The 16,511-nt window shown below is 43.8% G+C and carries 16 protein-coding genes; 14 read left to right on the top strand and 2 right to left on the bottom strand.

What is annotated here, in order from left to right; genetic code table 11:
* The first annotated feature begins 12 nt into the window (after nt 1-12).
* From TSUB_RS12220 to TSUB_RS25200, 4 genes are all read left to right on the top strand, one after another.
* Entirely contained in the window at nt 13-912 is a 900-nt protein-coding gene (locus tag TSUB_RS12220) for a hypothetical protein (protein ID WP_087020362.1), read from the top strand.
* Nucleotides 913-1,116: 204 nt separating this feature from the next.
* Nucleotides 1,117-3,120 carry a YjbH domain-containing protein gene (locus tag TSUB_RS12215; protein ID WP_246616363.1) on the top strand — a complete coding sequence of 668 codons (2,004 nt, stop codon included), beginning with the start codon at nt 1,117-1,119 and terminating at the stop codon, nt 3,118-3,120.
* A gap of 185 nt (nt 3,121-3,305) precedes the next feature.
* The gene (aroC, locus tag TSUB_RS12210) at nt 3,306-4,391 is read left to right on the top strand and encodes a chorismate synthase (RefSeq protein ID WP_087020368.1); all 1,086 of its coding nucleotides are present in this window, start codon (nt 3,306-3,308) and stop codon (nt 4,389-4,391) included.
* 26 nt (nt 4,392-4,417) lie between these two features.
* Nucleotides 4,418-4,549, top strand: coding sequence for a PA3496 family putative envelope integrity protein (locus TSUB_RS25200; protein WP_281422911.1), 132 nt, complete (start codon nt 4,418-4,420; stop codon nt 4,547-4,549).
* A 62-nt stretch (nt 4,550-4,611) separates the two neighbouring features.
* Here TSUB_RS25200 and TSUB_RS12205 read toward each other — a convergent pair whose 3' ends face one another.
* Both TSUB_RS12205 and smrB read right to left on the bottom strand, forming a co-directional pair.
* Nucleotides 4,612-4,992 (bottom strand): hypothetical protein, encoded by a 381-nt coding sequence (locus TSUB_RS12205; protein ID WP_246616362.1) that lies wholly within the window; start codon nt 4,990-4,992, stop codon nt 4,612-4,614.
* A 9-nt stretch (nt 4,993-5,001) separates the two neighbouring features.
* On the bottom strand, nt 5,002-5,544 hold the full coding sequence (gene smrB / locus TSUB_RS12200) for an endonuclease SmrB (RefSeq protein WP_087020371.1): 543 nt from the start codon (nt 5,542-5,544) through the stop codon (nt 5,002-5,004).
* Between the two features lie 50 nt (nt 5,545-5,594).
* On the opposite strand from smrB, the gene prmB reads away from it, so the two are divergent.
* The 10 genes from prmB to TSUB_RS12150 all read left to right on the top strand — a co-directional run bounded on the left by prmB (nt 5,595) and on the right by TSUB_RS12150 (nt 16,510).
* Entirely contained in the window at nt 5,595-6,527 is a 933-nt protein-coding gene (prmB, locus tag TSUB_RS12195; protein WP_087020374.1) for a 50S ribosomal protein L3 N(5)-glutamine methyltransferase, read from the top strand.
* A gap of 5 nt (nt 6,528-6,532) precedes the next feature.
* Nucleotides 6,533-6,799, top strand: a complete 267-nt coding sequence (locus TSUB_RS12190; RefSeq protein WP_087020377.1) for a YfcL family protein — start codon at nt 6,533-6,535, stop codon at nt 6,797-6,799.
* 707 nt (nt 6,800-7,506) lie between these two features.
* Nucleotides 7,507-8,634, top strand: a complete 1,128-nt coding sequence (locus TSUB_RS12185; protein WP_087020380.1) for a polysaccharide export protein — start codon at nt 7,507-7,509, stop codon at nt 8,632-8,634.
* 102 nt (nt 8,635-8,736) lie between these two features.
* Nucleotides 8,737-10,908 carry a polysaccharide biosynthesis tyrosine autokinase gene (locus tag TSUB_RS12180; protein WP_087020383.1) on the top strand — a complete coding sequence of 724 codons (2,172 nt, stop codon included), beginning with the start codon at nt 8,737-8,739 and terminating at the stop codon, nt 10,906-10,908.
* A 299-nt stretch (nt 10,909-11,207) separates the two neighbouring features.
* Nucleotides 11,208-12,221, top strand: coding sequence for a UDP-N-acetylglucosamine 4,6-dehydratase (inverting) (pseB, locus tag TSUB_RS12175; RefSeq protein WP_087020387.1), 1,014 nt, complete (start codon nt 11,208-11,210; stop codon nt 12,219-12,221).
* A 19-nt stretch (nt 12,222-12,240) separates the two neighbouring features.
* Complete coding sequence (gene pseC / locus TSUB_RS12170) at nt 12,241-13,404, top strand: UDP-4-amino-4,6-dideoxy-N-acetyl-beta-L-altrosamine transaminase (RefSeq protein ID WP_087020390.1); 1,164 nt, start codon at nt 12,241-12,243, stop codon at nt 13,402-13,404.
* Nucleotides 13,404-14,096, top strand: a complete 693-nt coding sequence (pseF, locus tag TSUB_RS12165) for a pseudaminic acid cytidylyltransferase (protein WP_087020393.1) — start codon at nt 13,404-13,406, stop codon at nt 14,094-14,096. Before pseC ends, pseF begins: the two co-directional genes overlap by 1 nt.
* Nucleotides 14,093-15,178: a UDP-2,4-diacetamido-2,4,6-trideoxy-beta-L-altropyranose hydrolase gene (pseG, locus tag TSUB_RS12160; protein ID WP_087020396.1), complete on the top strand. Its 1,086-nt coding sequence runs from the start codon at nt 14,093-14,095 to the stop codon at nt 15,176-15,178. Before pseF ends, pseG begins: the two co-directional genes overlap by 4 nt.
* Nucleotides 15,175-15,825, top strand: a complete 651-nt coding sequence (locus TSUB_RS12155) for a formyltransferase family protein (RefSeq protein WP_087020399.1) — start codon at nt 15,175-15,177, stop codon at nt 15,823-15,825. The genes pseG and TSUB_RS12155 overlap by 4 nt, the downstream gene beginning before the upstream one ends.
* Nucleotides 15,815-16,510, top strand: coding sequence for a formyl transferase (locus tag TSUB_RS12150; RefSeq protein WP_087020402.1), 696 nt, complete (start codon nt 15,815-15,817; stop codon nt 16,508-16,510). The genes TSUB_RS12155 and TSUB_RS12150 overlap by 11 nt, the downstream gene beginning before the upstream one ends.
* The last annotated feature ends 1 nt before the right edge of the window (nt 16,511 follow it).

The raw sequence follows: 16,511 nt of genomic DNA, 5'->3' as shown, positions 1-16,511 counted from the left end.
AAGGAGACGGTAGTGAAAAAAACAATGTTAGCTACTTTGGTAACCAGTGTGATGTTATCAGGGTGTTTTTTAGATAGTGATGACCCGGCACCAGCGCCACCTACACCGACCAAATCTGTGCAAGCGTTTGACCCAGCCGTTCGTGGCATGGATGCTGTTGTGACGTGTGATGACGGCTCAGTAACGCGTCCAGGAAAGTCAGGTCAAGATGGCAAAGTGGCTGTAACAGGCACTTTTGTTGAGAAACCAGAAACATGTTCAGTGACGTTTACAGGCGCTGATGGTGCGGTTGATGTTTCAAACGGCAAAGACATGTCACGCGCGGCGTACACTGCACCAAAAGGGCTATTTGCAAAAGGTGAAGAGGCGGCAGCGACGCCATTTAGTACTTTGATTGCGAAAGAGCTAGGCGATGAGGCATATGATGAGCAAAAAGCGTTAGAGGTATTTGAGAAGCTTGGCTTAAGCGATATCGTTAACAGTACTGGTTCAGTACAAGCGCTTCTACAAAATCCGGAAGCTGTGATTAATGCCCTCCCAGCAGCGCAAAAGGCGAAAGCACTTGCAACAACAACCGTGCTTTCTGATGCGTTGGTCGCACAAGGTGGTAAGTCGGTCGCTGAAATTGCTAATGTTGCAAAAGTGACTGCAGAAGATGTCGTAAATAAAAATCCAAACTATCCAACTTCCCCACAGGGCGGGTTGATCTATGTGGATTTAACCGAATCATTTGCGAAAGAAGACGTGTTTAATGCAGCCGCAAATGCGGATTCAGCAGCCGATCTACCTTCCGAGGTAACTGATGCGGTTGACAACCCTTCAGACGGTAAGCCCGTAGAACCGCCTAAACCGCCAACGGGTGGTACTGGTGGTACTGGTGGTGACGGCGGCGCTGGTAGTAACGATAGCTAATTTCATCATTTTTGTTTAAAGGCACCAGTAGGTGCCTTTTTTATTCCTTGATAAAATGAAATAATACCTCAATAACTATTTATCTCTTTCTTTACAAGGATGTTGGCCGTGATAAATCTTCAAGGCAGATCTTTTCGTGTACCTCTCTTGAGCATTGCATGCTCAATGATTAGCCTTCCTCTTTCTGCTCATGTAGAGCAATTCATGAGTAACCAGAGTTTTACTGGCCTTATCAACGTGCCTAATGCACAGGTGGTTGATTTTGGCGATCTCAACTTCTCTTACGGGAAAGGATTACCGAAAGGAAAGGGAGATCGTCGGTACGGTACTATTGCCGACTTGGATAATTGGGTGGGTGCATTAGGTTTTATGCCAGGAGTGGAAGGTGTTGGACGAGTTGTCACTGAGACTTATGATTGCAATATCTATTTTGACCCTGGTTGCGGTATTCGCGATCTGTCTGCATCGTTAAAGGTTCAGATACCTTTTGTTTACGAGTTAGCTGGGGTTCATGTTGCTGTTGGTATGCAAGATATAGGTGGCGCAGCGAGCAACTATGATGCGAAATACATTGTTGCGGACAAAACTTTTAGCGCATTTCCAGTCCGAGTTTCTGCAGGGTATGGTCAATCAGAAATGGCAGCAGACACAATGAATGGTGTATTTGCCGGTTTCGAGTATCAACCTTTTTCCTTTGCACAGGTAGTTGGCGAGTATGACTCAGCAGAGCTTAATGCAGCCATTAGGCTTTTTACACCGGAAGGCTTGCTGCCTTTGGATTCTCAATTGGGACTGCAGTACCAAATTTATTCTTCACACGATAGTGATACGAACGTTTGGAACTTGAACGCGTCAATTCCTCTGGTAGGGAGAGACCGGAACAAACGTTACGAAACATTGCAAGAGGAGATAACCATCGAAGAGAATTTGGTGGTTGAATTTTCTCAAGCAGAAGCAGCGTCTGATGCAGCGCTTGTCGATGCACTGCTGGATGAAGGCTTTTTGAATGTTCGACTCGGGGAGCGAGCGCTTGAGAGCGGTAAGACTATTAACGTCATCGCGTTGGAAGATCGCCGATATAACCACAACAAAGCCGATGCTTTGGGTGTGGCGCTAGGGATTGTCGCCTCACACTCTTCGAGTGAGTCCGACGTTAATGATATCGAAGTCATTCTACGTGCGAATGACGTCCCCATGGTGGCTGTTGAGACTAATGCCGCCTGCTTTAGAGAATTTTTGCTCAGTGGTGTGCCGTGCTCATCGACGCAGTTTGCTACTATGGGTCTAAGTAAGCGCATTGAGAGTACAAACTGGCGTGGTGAGAAACAGGCTTCGGGCTTTGGTCGTTTGCAAGTGGTGGCGGGCCCATCTTTGTATCACGCATTGGCGACCGAATATGGCTTCTTTGATTATTCTCTGGCGCTAGCAACCAATGCTTATTTGCCGCTTTGGTATGGTGCGGCGATTGATGTGCGTCACTTTACTCCCTTGTCGAACAGTGATGACTATGATGACGGAAAACTGTGGGCATCAGGTCGTCATGAGAATGAAATTGACCGCGTAATGATCCACCAAACTTTCCGTTTGCCTTTTAATATTTATAGTCAGTTTAGTGCAGGACGTTCGTTTGGTACTTACGATGGTTGGTTGAATGAGACGGTGTGGAACTCGCCTAAAGGGATGCATACACTGGGCTTACAGGTTTCTGAGTGGGAGCCGAAAGACCGTTATGACAGCCGAGGTCGATACATCAAAAATCGAGAGACAGAGCTTTATAGTTATACCTTGAACTTGCCACAATTTAATTGGCAAGGTCAGTTTGAAACCGGGCGTTATTTTAGTGGCGATGAAGGGTACAGCGTTTATAGTAATCACTGGGTTGGTGATACTAAAATCACTGCGCGCTACTTGAAGAGCGAAGAAGAAGAGTTCTTAACTTTGGGTGTCACCATTCCTCTGACCTTTAATCGGGACATGAAGCCGGGTTATGTGCAGGTAAGAGGTATGGATGAGTTTGAGTATGCGATTCAAACGCGTATTGGCGATAGTCATAACAATCTGAATACGGGCTTGGGTAATCGTATCCGAATGCAAAATCGTTTGGAGCGACGCTACCTCAACCGAAACCGTATGTCTCCAAGTTATTTTGAAGCAAACATCCAACGATTACGTAACGCTTACCTGAATTATTTAAATGTGCGTAAATAAGTATGCATTTTAAGACGAAAAAGGCTTCTATTGGGAAGCCTTTTTTTGATTTTGGTGCCTCATTATTCTTGACTAGAATTGGTTTAAGTCTTGCGTTTACTACCCAAATCACGCATTATCGAATGTTCATAATTATTCACAATATGTGATCGAAGTCGGACAAGCAAAGTGCAACAGGGGAAGTCATGGCAGGAAACTCTATCGGGAATCTTTTTCGGGTAACGACATTTGGTGAAAGCCATGGCTTAGCATTAGGTTGCATCGTTGACGGTTGTCCTCCTGGCCTTGAAATCAGTGAGATTGACTTGCAAGTTGATTTGGACCGACGCAGACCTGGTACTTCCAAATACACCACTCAGCGCCGCGAACCTGATGCAGTTAAAATTTTGTCTGGTGTCTTTGAAGGTCGTACAACAGGTACATCGATTGGCTTGTTGATTGAAAATACGGACCAGCGTTCTAAAGATTACTCTGCGATATCACAATTGTTTCGTCCTGGTCATGCTGATTATACTTATCACCAGAAATACGGTATCCGTGACTACCGTGGCGGTGGTCGTTCTTCTGCTAGAGAGACGGCAATGCGCGTGGCAGCAGGGGCGATAGCTAAAAAATACCTCAAACAAGTTCATGGCATTGAGATTCATGCTTATCTTTCACAGATGGGCGATGTTTCAATCGAGTCCGTAGACTTTGCGCAAATTGAGCAAAACCCCTTTTTCTGCCCCGATGCCTCTAAGCTAGAGGCATTTGATGAGCTCATTCGAGCACTTAAAAAAGAAGGGGATTCCATTGGTGCGAAGGTGTCAGTTGTGGCAACGGGTGTACCTGTGGGCTTGGGTGAACCGGTATTCGACCGATTAGACGCAGACCTTGCGCATAGTTTGATGTCTATTAATGCAGTAAAAGGGGTCGAAATCGGTGATGGTTTTGATGTCGTCAATCAAAAAGGCAGTCAACACCGAGATGCAATGACACCAGAAGGTTTTAAGAGTAACCATGCAGGTGGTATTCTGGGCGGTATTTCCTCGGGACAAGATATCGTGGCACATATGGCATTAAAGCCAACGTCGAGTATCACTGTACCGGGTGAAACGGTTAATTTGCAGGGTCAGTCAGCTGAAGTCATCACGAGAGGGCGTCATGACCCTTGTGTTGGGATTCGAGCGGTGCCTATTGCTGAAGCAATGATGGCAATTACTTTGATGGACCATTTATTGAGACATCGAGGACAGAACAGCGGTGTTGAGACAGAAACACCAAAAATCTAAGTGTATAACTAGAAAAGGAATAACAAATGGCTCAGGGACGAATAGAAAAAGAAGACAGTGCGCCGAAAACGGCAAAACAGCGTGAAGCGGAAGCGAGACGTCGCATCGAGGAGTACTTCGAAAAAAAGGCGCTAGAAAAAGAGTTAGAGTATTTTTAACGTTTGAGAGTTTGACTAAAAAGGGCCTGCTAAGGCCCTTTTGTGTTTCTGGCGTTATCTGTCTAGTAGTCTCCGTACATACGCAGGCGGCCCACTTTTTCGACTTTACCTTCGTTCATCATTGTCACTTCAGTGTTGGAGCAAATGGTAAGTCGGCGTCGTAATTCATCTTCAACGTAATAATGCTCACAATCGCCATTACGGGCGCTATCGATTCGGTTATAAATAGAAACGCCATTTGGGGAAAGCAAACTTGCTCGTCCGGGAAAGGTGAGTGTACTGCCCGAAGGGGAGATGATCATCTCGTCTTCGCTACCGTCGGACCAACGAATCGCGCCATTAGCTTCTAAATTGGTAAAACGGTTAGATGTAGCTCCACCGCCTAAACTAAGGCAGCCCGTTAACAAAAGGGTTGTTAATATTACTAAAAGCGTTGCTCTCATCCTTGTTACCTACTTATCTTGAATTTCGATTAAAACGAGGAGGGCGCCATCACCACCGAATTCAAGTGGCGCTTGATGAAACGCCATAACAGCGGGGTGTTGTGCTAACCAAAGTGGCGCTTTCTGCTTCAAAATGTGCTTCCCAAGCCCATGCATGACACAGCAACATGAGACACTCTCTTTAACGCACGCGCTTAACATGGCTGCAAGTTCACGTTTCGCTTCTTGTTGCGTCATGCCATGCATATCGAGAAACATATCAGGAACATAGACACCGCGTCGAAGCTTTTTTACTTCATATTTTGAGACGTCATGCCTTGCGTAGTTCATTGGTCCCTGCTCATTGAGTAAAGGTTCGAACTCATCCGAAAAGTAAAACTCGTGGTTCTCTCTTTCTCTTATCGACAGTGATTGCCGTTTCCTTGAGCGAGAAGTGTCAGATGGCTTACGCTTGTCATGAGTTATGGTATCATTCGCTATCTTTTTTACGCCTTTCATTGCGTCGCGGAAAATGGCGTTTTCGTCATCCGCGTCCGAGTTGAATCGAGTCATGGTTATTTCCTGTCTTGCTGGCGATATTGTACCCCTTTTCGGAGGCTGATTTGGATAAGATTTTTGTTGATGAGGCAGTAAAAGAGCTTCATACCTTGCAGGACATGTTGCGTTGGACTGTTAGTCGATTTAATGCTGCAGGTCTCTTCTACGGCCATGGTACTGACAATGCTTGGGATGAAGCAGTGCAACTTGTGTTGCCAACACTTTATCTTCCTATTGATATTCCGGCGCATGTTCGAGAGTCACGTTTAACAAGTAGCGAGAAATTGCGTGTGGTAGAGCGTGTGGTTCGCCGCATCAATGAGCGTCTACCTACCGCATACCTCACAAATAAAGCCTGGTTCTGTGGGTTGGAGTTTTTTGTTGATGAACGTGTGCTTGTGCCGCGTTCACCGATTGCTCAACTGATTGAAGCGGAATTTCAGCCATGGTTGACCGAAGCGCCTACCCGGATTATGGATTTATGCACGGGGAGTGGCTGTATTGGTATTGCTTGTGCTCATGCTTTTCCTAGTGCAGAAGTGGATGTGGTTGATATTTCCGTCGATGCACTTGCTGTCGCTGAACAAAATATTCAAGACCATGGACTAGAGCAGCAAGTGATCCCATTACGTTCAGATCTGCTGAGGGATGTACCAAAAGATAAGTATGACTTGATTGTAACTAATCCGCCTTATGTCGATGAAGAAGACATGAACAGCTTACCCGAAGAGTTTGAACACGAGCCTGAGCTTGGGTTAGCTGCTGGCAGTGATGGATTAAAGCTGGTCAGACGTATCTTAGCCAATGCACCTGATTATTTGAATGACAACGGGGTGCTAGTTTGTGAGGTGGGTAACTCGATGGTGCACATAGAAACTCAATACCCGCAGATACCGTTCACATGGATCGATTTTGAAAATGGTGGGCATGGTGTGTTTGTGTTAACCAAAGAACAGTTGGTGAATTGCCAAGATACTTTCAAGCTTTATAAGGATTAAGCCAGATGTCGATACAAGCATTTGAAGAGTCGGTACTGGCAAAGATTGATCAGCAAGTGGCTTCAGCATCTGATGATCAGTTGTTTGCAGGGGGCTATCTCATTGGTCACGTTTCTCTGTCCGCTGCCCAATGTATGGAAGAAGGCACTGACGATGTGAAGGCGCTGATCAACATGGTGTCCGATAGTTTGCGCCATGCGAAGTCTGAACTAAGCCCCTCGGACTATGAGATAGTACTCGGCTTGTGGCAGTCATTGACGGCGACTGGGTAGTTATTTCTATGAAACCATAGATTAAACTTTACACTCAATCCGTTTTTCTCTTCTATAGTTTCTATAGGGAAAATGGTTAAGATTTTGAATTTGCTACTATTCCTAAGCGGTATTGGGTCGTGTATTAACTTGTGGCTCATAACTGGAGCTTAGGAAAGTAGTTTAAAATCAAGATTCATAACGACTGTGTATGAATGTGTGTTGTAGCGATCGGCGAGCCGCGAAACTTGAACGGTCTCGATAGTGTATCAAAATTGAACATAATCATCGCTCGCAACATGGTAATCATTGCGTCTCTCTAATATTACTGTAATATTACGGAGTTATTTTTACTGATTAAGTCAGTAAGCTGGCGGTTAAAAGTCGCTACAAGAAAAAGTTGCGAAATAAGTATAAATGGCCGTTATCTTACTAGGAAAAGAGATAATTTAAGCATGGATAGCGTTTGGGAGCTGCAACCTAAGGGCGGTAGCGTACCTGAATGATAATGGGAAGGTTAGGTTTGTGCTATTTATTGCTAAAATAGCGCATGCAACGGAATGTAGTCATGAACATCAAGATTGTATTTTGTTGCTTTTGGTTCAGTAAGCGCGGTAGCTTTAACATTTCTGGCTGCCCTGAAGTTGAACGAAGAAAGACTGCCTACCCCTCTGCGTCCACCGCTAGGTCTTTCTCCTCGTTTTCACCTATTCAGAAAGTTGAACCAAATGGCATTTCAAAAAAAACTCATTGCAATTGCGGTTTCTAGTCTGGTGTTGGCTGGCTGTACGATGCCGGGGCAGCACCTCTCTCTCACGGATAAGCAAGTTGTATCGAGTGACGTTGTAGAACAAGATATCTCTTCACTCGTTTCAGTTTACCCTCTTACGCCATCACTTCTTAACGATATCCGTGTGGTCGAACCCTATGCGCGAACAAATCCTGCATTAGACGTGGAAGTTGCGCAGTTTGAGTATATCGTCGGCCCTTCAGATATTCTAAATATTACTGTTTGGGATCACCCAGAATTAACAATTCCCGCGGGCTCGTATCGAAGCGCTGCTGATTCAGGCAACTGGGTAAACGCAGATGGTACTATTTTCTACCCGTATATTGGTAACGTACATGTAGCGGGTAAAACTGTGTTGCAAATTCGCAAAGAGATCACTCGTCGTTTAAGAACCTATGTTGAAAGCCCGCAAGTTGATGTGAAGCTTGCTGCGTTCCGCTCTCAGAAGGTTTATATTACTGGTGAAGTTGCTTCCCCGGGCGTTCAGCCCGTCACGGATATTCCCTTAACCTTGCTAGATGCTGTTAACAAAGCGGGTGGTCTCGCAGCCGATGCAGACTGGCGCAATATTAGTTTCACGCGCAATGGCGTGGAAGAAGTTATCTCACTTTACGCTTTAATGCAGCGTGGTGACCTTTCTCAAAACCGTTTGCTGCGACATGGTGATATTATCCATATCCCACGAAATGATTCGCAGAAGGTGTTTGTGATGGGCGAAGTCAATGACCCTCAAACACTTAAAATCGATAGAGCAGGAATGAGTTTAACTGAAGCACTCAGTGGTGTGGGTGGTATAAAACAATTGGCTGCTGATGCTACTGGTGTGTTTGTTATTCGCGGCAATGAAAATGGCGAGCAGCAAATTGCTAGTATTTACCAGCTAGACATTACCGATCCAAGCTCAATGGTATTGGGAACGGAGTTTAACATGCAGCCATACGACATTGTCTATGTCACAGCTGCTCCTATTGAGCGTTGGAATCGTGTAATTCGACAGCTATTACCAACAATTTCAGGCTTTAATGAGCTAACTGAAGGCGCTTTGCGCGTGCGTAATTGGCCTTAAGTGGCCCTTTATTTAATTCAGCTTTTGTTGTTGGTTCAGTTTTGCTGCTCGTTGTTTGAGTAAGTAATTGAAAGTTTGTGTTATTTGGAAATCAATTAAATTATGACAACTAACCTTAATATGCCCCCAGCTGCAGGCCAAGAGAGTGATGAGATCGACTTGGGAAAGTTGTTTGGTATCTTGCTAGATAGTAAATGGAAAATTGTTGCTTGCACATTCATCTTTGCTGTATTGGGTATTGTTTATGCACTAATGGCTACTCCTATTTATAAAGCTGACGCGATTATTCAAGTGGAGCAAAAGAGCTCAGGTGGTATTGCAGCAGCTTTGGGCGAAATGGGAGATTTGTTTGCTCAGGAGTCATCTTCTTCTACTGAAATAGAGATATTAAAGTCGCGCATGGTACTAGGTGAGACGGTTGATAATCTCAACTTAACCATTTCTGCTGAACCTCGGTACTTACCTTTTTTAGGGGAGGGGTGGGCTCGTTTGACAGGGGATGCTAGTCAAATTCGTGTTTCACGTTTTGAAGTTCCCCACGCCTCTGTAAGCCAAGGCTTTACCCTCGTAGCAGAAAGCGAAAAGAGCTACTTGCTTCTTGATTCAGAGCAGAAGCAAGTTCTTCAGGGGACAGTGGGAGAGCTAGTTTCTAAAGGTGGTTTTTCTCTACTGGTTACAGACTTGACTTTAGGTACGACCAATCAATTCGCACTTGCTAAAAAGCGCCGATTTGATGTTATTACGAATTTACAGCGCTCGCTATCTGTCTCTGAACGCGGCAAGCAAACAGGTATTTTGCAGTTGACATTAGAAGGTGAAGACAAAAACAGTATAGTTGAAATTCTCAATGATATTAGTCGAAATTATTTTTTGCAAAATGTTGCGAGAAACTCTGCGGAAGCAGAAAAGAGCCTAGACTTTTTAAGTGGGCATCTACCTGATATTCGTAGCCAACTCGCGAACTCTGAAGATGTACTTAATGCATACCGTATTGAGAATGATTCTGTTGACTTGGGCTTAGAAGCCAAAGCGGTACTTGATGTAATGGTGAAATTGGAAGCACAGTTGAATCAACTTACATTCAAAGAAAGTGAAATATCTCAGAAGTTTACTAAAGAACACCCAGCCTATAAATCTCTGTTAGACAAACGCGCAACATTACTCCAAGAAAAACGCCGTTTTGAAGATCAGATATCAACTTTGCCAAAGACACAACGTGAAGTATTACGCTTAACCCGTGATGTAGAAGTAAACCAACAGATTTATGTACAATTACTAAACAAAGTACAGGAGCTGAATATAGTTAAAGCAAGTACTGTGGGTAATGTACGCATTCTGGACGAAGCAGAAGCTTATACCTATGCAGTGAAACCTAAAAAACCCCTTATTGTGATTCTCTCAACCATGTTTGGGGGTATATTGGGTGTTGCGATTGCGCTTCTTAAAGCAGCATTTCACCGAGGTATTGAAAGCCCTGATCAAATAGAAGCAATAGGCCTTCCTGTTTACGCTAGTGTGCCAATGTCTGATTGGCAAATCGAAATGGACAAGAAGGCAAAAGCCAAAAAGCGAACTACTATTGAAGATACTTTGTTGGCAGCATCGAATTCATCGGACTTGTCTATTGAATCACTTCGAAGTCTACGTACTAGCCTACACTTTGCAATGATGGAAGCTAAAAACAATATCATCATGATTTCTGGTCCGAGTCCAGGTATTGGTAAATCATTTGTTTCAGCCAACATGGGAGCGGTGATTGCCAAAGGAGGTCAAAGAATTCTGGTGATTGATGCCGATATGCGCAAAGGTCGAATGGAAAAGCAAATGTCCGCAAATCGAGGACCAGGCCTTTCCGATATTTTGGTTGGTAAATTGAAGGCTGAAGAGTGTGTGCAGGATGTGGGTGTTGAAAATATGGATTTTATTGCACGTGGTGATGTTCCACCCAATCCGTCAGAGCTGTTAATGCACCCACGTTTTAAAACCTTGATGGACTGGGCATCGGCTCAATACGATATGGTACTTGTCGACACCCCACCTATTTTAGCTGTAACTGACCCTGCTATTGTAGGGGCACATGCAGGTACTACACTTTTGGTTGGTCGTTTCAATCAAAATGCAGTCAAGGAAGTCGAGATCACTAAGCAGCGTTTTGAGCAGAACGGCATCGAAGTGAAGGGGTTTATCCTAAACGCTGTGGTGCGTAAAGCAAGTAGCTACTATGGTGGTAACTATGGATACTATAATTACAGTTACAGCTCTAGCAAGGCTTAATTGACGAAATTTATTGCCAGCCTTAGTGGCTCTATTTAATATCTATTAGATCGAGTGGTAGCGTCTCATTTTGATAGAGAGCTACCTCAAGATTTACAAATCATGGGCGAAAAATGTAGTTTTGCAGACTTCGAGAGTGAGTTAAAGCAACCTATGTATTTGTTAGAAGGTCTGGGTATTAGACTAGACTCTTTCTTTTGCCAGAAAAAATTGGCTTAAAACATTGTGCTATTGAATAAGAGCACGGTATTAGTCCTAACTTTCTATATAACAGCATTACTGAAAATTGTGAGGAAATAATGCTAAATAATAAAACAGTTCTTATTACTGGTGGTACAGGCTCTTTTGGTAAACAATTTATTAAAACTATTTTAGAGCGCTACCAGGATGTAAAAAAAATTATTATTTACTCTCGTGATGAACTAAAACAGTTTGAGATAAAGCAACAGTATCCAACTGGAAAATATCCGCAATTGCGCTTCTTTATCGGAGATGTACGCGATCAAAACCGTATGATTCAAGCGTGTGAAGGTGTTGATGTAATTATTCATGCAGCTGCAATTAAACAAGTCGATACGGCTGAGTATAATCCAACGGAATGCATCCGCACTAACGTTGATGGTGCAGAAAATGTCATTCAGGCTGCTCTTCAGTGCGGTGTTAAGAATGTAGTAGCTCTTTCTACCGATAAGGCGTGTGCACCAATTAATCTATATGGCGCGACGAAACTTGCTTCCGATAAGTTGTTTACTGCAGCAAACAACATCAAAGGCTCAAAAGATATTCGATTCAGTGTTGTACGTTACGGTAATGTGATGGGGTCGCGTGGGTCTGTTATCCCCTTCTTTATGAAAAAGAAAGAAGAAGGGGTGTTACCAGTTACTCATGAAGAGATGACACGCTTCAATATTTCTCTTCAAGATGGTGTGAACATGGTGATGTATGCACTGGAAAATCACTTGGGTGGAGAAATCTTCATTCCTAAAATCCCGTCTTATAAGATCCTAGATATTGCAGAGGCCGTGGCGCCTGGAGTTGAAACAAAAGTAGTTGGTATTCGTCCTGGAGAGAAATTGCACGAGGAAATGATCACAGACACGGACTCATTGAACACTATTGATCTTGGCCGCTACTACGCGATTTTGCCTTCAGTGTCGTTTACCTATAGCGAAGAAGAGTACATGGAACACCACAAGGCTGAAAAAGTTCCGTTTGGCTTTAAGTATAACTCTGGTACTAATACTGAGTGGGAAACCATTGATAGCTTACGAACGCTTATCAAAGAGCATGTAGATCCTAACTTCACCGTGTAAGAAAAGTGAGATTTAGCAAGTGATTCCATATGGCAAGCAAGAGATAACTCAGCAGGATATTGATGGGGTTGTAGAAGTCTTACAATCTGATTTTTTGACTCAAGGACCAAAGGTCCCTGAATTTGAACAGGCATTAACTCGACATACAGGGGCCAGCTATGCTCTAGCAGTAAATAGTGCAACATCCGCTTTGCATCTGGCTTGTCTTGCTCTGGGGTTAGGCAAAGGTGACCTGTTATGGACATCTCCGATAACGTTTGTTGCTTCAGCTAACTGCGGGCTCTATTGCGATGCGAAGGTTGATTTTGTGGATATCGACCCTAAAACTTACAATATGTGCCCGAATAAGTTAGAGCAAAAACTTATAGAAGCTAAAGCGATTGGCATGCTGCCTAAGGTAGTTATCCCTGTTCATCTTTGTGGGCAACCATGTGATATGCAGGCTATTGGGGCGTTGGCTAAAGAATATGGCTTCAAAGTGGTTGAAGATGCCTCCCATGCGATAGGTGGTCGATATCATGATGAACCTATTGGAAATTGCGCATTTTCAGATATTACCGTGTTCAGCTTTCACCCTGTCAAAATCGTCACGACAGCGGAAGGTGGCGCCGCGGTCACTAATCAGAAAGATCTTGCTGACAAAATGTCATTATTGCGTAGTCACGGTATTACTCGTGATAACGAGAAAATGGTTGGAGAAAGTCATGGTGGGTGGTTTTACCAGCAAATCGACTTGGGGTTCAATTATCGAATGACCGAGCTTCAAGCAGCACTGGGTGTTACGCAAATGAAGCGATTGGACGATTTTATTTCAGCTCGACATCATCTAGCCAATCGATACTATAGAAAGTTAAGCGACTTGCCTTTGGAGCTGCCTTATCAACTTGAAAATACCTACTCTGGCTTACATCTTTACGTTATTCGACTGAAGCTTGATGATATTTCGTCGTCACAACGTGAAGTATTTGAAGCACTACGAGCTAAAGGTATTGGAGTGAATTTGCACTACATCCCCGTTCATACCCAACCATATTATCAAGGCCTTGGGCACCGCGAAGGGGACTTTCCAAGCTCAGAGCAATATTATAAAGAAGCGATTTCGCTTCCTATGTTCCATGGGATGACGGAGCAACAACAAGATGAAGTCGTACGCGTGCTAACAGAGATTTTGACGGAGAAGTAATGAAAATCGCAGTTATTCCTGCTCGCGGTGGCAGTAAACGAATTCCCCGAAAAAATATAAAGTCATTTCATGGAAAGCCTATTATTGCCTACCCGATAGAAGCGGCTTTGAAATCTGGCTGTTTTGAACAGGTAATAGTCTCGACGGATGATCCTGAAATAGCTGAGGTAGCCAAAGGTTATGGCGCTGATGTTCCTTTTATCCGAACCCCCGAGTTAGCTGATGACATTACTGGTACAAATGCCGTTGTTGCCGATGCGATACGACAAATAGGTATAAATACTGGTGAGGCTTGTTGTATTTATGCTACTGCGCCTTTTGTAACGGTGGAGGCTATAGTCAAAGGTTTGGAGACTTTAAAAGATAGTAACAGTGAGTTTGCTGTAACAGTGACGTCATTTCCTTTTCCAATTCAACGTGCTACGGCGGTCAATGCTAACGGAATGTTAGAGTTAAACGAATCCGAGCATCGGATGACACGCTCACAAGATCTACCAGAAATGTTTCATGACGCAGGACAAATTTACTGGGGAACGGTTGAAGCATTTTTGCAAGATAAACCTCTTTTTTCGGGCACGACGGCTCCAATAGTACTACCTAGGCACTTTGTACAAGATATTGATACTCGAGAAGACTGGGTTCGTGCAGAGGCAATGTATGAGGTCTTGCATTCGCAGGGAGCCTTTAAGTGAACATTGTCGTGCGAGCTGACTCAGGTATTGAGATAGGCACGGGCCACATAATGCGTTGCATAACTTTGAGCAAAGCTCTCAGGGATAAAGGGCATCATATAATTTTTGTCTGTAAAGCTCATGAAGGAAATATAGTAAAACTTATTGAAGAAATAGGTATCACTGTATTTACCTTGCCGTTGAGTCAACCTTCCGATGAAGGCCTAGATCATTCTAGGTGGTTAGGTGGGACATTGCAGAAAGATGCTGAGATGACTGCCGAGTTGAGTGAGGAGTTTTTCGGGGCAGCCGCAAACCTCATTATCGTTGATCATTATGGCATTGACGCGAGGTGGCATACTGCCATAAAAGCACGTTCGAGCCAAACTAAGATCTTTGTCATTGACGACTTGGCCGATAGAGATCTTGAATGTGACTATTTATTAGATCAAACTTTTATGCGTTCTGAAATAGACTACCACTCGCGCGTACCTGCTAACTGTCAACTGCTACTCGGTACTCAATATGCATTACTCCGGCCAGAGTTTAGCGAACATAGTGTGTCTGCGAAAGAGAAACGCGCTTTAGGCATCGAGAAAACAGCTAAGCGTGTACTCGTGATGATGGGAGGAACCGATCATCTCAACATGACCGAGAAAGTTCTGAATGCGATTCAAGATGACAAATCAATTATAAAACTCACAGTTGTGCTAGGGCCAACTGCTCCTTACAGAAGCGCGATAGAGAAAACATTTGGTAAAGATAGTCGTGTTGAGTTTTTAGCTGGTGTTTCTAACATCGCAGAACTTATGCTGGAGCATGATGTTTGCTTTGGTGCTGCGGGAGCGGCATCTTGGGAGCGCTGTGCTATGGGTCTACCAAGCCTTTTAGTTGCTTTTGCGAGCAACCAGACAACAATTTTGTCGATGCTGGGCGATTTCGGAGCTATTTCAATATTTGGGGTATCCGATACTCCTGAGCAAATCAAAGAGCAGTTGAATCAAATCTGCATGCCTGAGCAGTATAGTAAGATGGTTGAGAGTTGTTTCAAAGTAAGTGATGGCCTTGGCACTCAACGTGTATTAGGAGTATTAACTCAATGAAAAAAATACAAAAAGTTAATGTACTGGTTGATAATGATTCATGGGTCCTCCCTTATGCAGAGCAGTTGGCCATTGAATGCAAAGCGATGGGGTTAGATGTAACGTTAGCTAGAAGCCAGCACCAACTTGTTAATAGCGATGTGAGCTTTTTTATTGGCTGTACGCAATTAGTTAGTTCAGATAATCTAAAGAAAAGTACACTTAATCTCGTTGTTCATGAAAGTGCACTACCGTTGGGTAAGGGCTTTGCGCCGGTAGCTTGGCAAATATTGGCAGGGCAGAATGAGATTCCTATATGCTTAATTGAGGCATCAGAATCTGCGGATAGTGGGGATATTTGGCTTCAGGACACTTTTCCACTTTCTGGCCAAGAGCTCTACAAAGAGTGGAGGGCAAAACAAGGGAAAGCAACACTAGAGATATGCACTAAGTTTTTAAAAGAATACCAAACCCTGACGCCAGTTAAGCAAGAAGGTGCTGAGTCTTTTTACTCGCGTCGAACCCCTAGTGATAGCGAGTTGTCCGTAAATAAAACTTTAGAACAACTGTTTGACTTATTGCGCACTGTTGACAATGATAAATTTCCTGCGTTTTTCCACCATCGAGGGAAAACATATAAACTCGAGATCTCGGAATATGAAAAATAATACCTACGTTGTTGCAACAATAAAGTCTTGGAATATTGAGCAGTTTCATAGCGTAGAAGATAAGCTTCCAGGCCAATGGCACCTAATTACAGATCATACCGAACTGACTGTCGAGAGATTGGAGGAACTTAACCCACGTTATATCTTTTTTCCACATTGGAGTTGGATAGTCCCTCGCGATATATTAGAACGTTGGGAGTGTGTTTGTTTTCATATGGCTGACGTTCCTTATGGTCGCGGCGGCAGCCCATTACAAAACCTCATTGAGCGGGGACATACGGAAACTAAACTTAGTGCACTTAGAATGGTGAGTGAGTTGGATGCTGGCCCTGTGTACTTTAAGGTACCGCTTTCTTTGGGTGGTTCCGCTCAAGAAATCTTTCACCGCATGGCCCCATTGATATTCAGACTGGCTACAGATATTGCTGTCGATGAACCTGAACCTAAAGAACAGCAAGGTGAAGTCGTTGTATTTAAGAGGCGAACACCGGAGCAGAGCGTATTACCACATAGTGGTGATATACCGAAACTCTCAGACCACATTCGAATGCTGGATGCTGAGACATATCCAAAGGCATTTATACAGCATGGAGAATTTCGCTTAGAATTCAGCCATGCTGAAATTGACGAGAATGGCCAGTTAAACGCTCGCGTGAGCTTTACAAAGAATAGTTTGAGTAAATAAT

This window comes from Thaumasiovibrio subtropicus, from assembly GCF_019703835.1.
In the GTDB taxonomy this organism is placed as follows: domain Bacteria; phylum Pseudomonadota; class Gammaproteobacteria; order Enterobacterales; family Vibrionaceae; genus Thaumasiovibrio; species Thaumasiovibrio subtropicus.
This window is presented reverse-complemented; position numbering and strand designations above follow the sequence as displayed.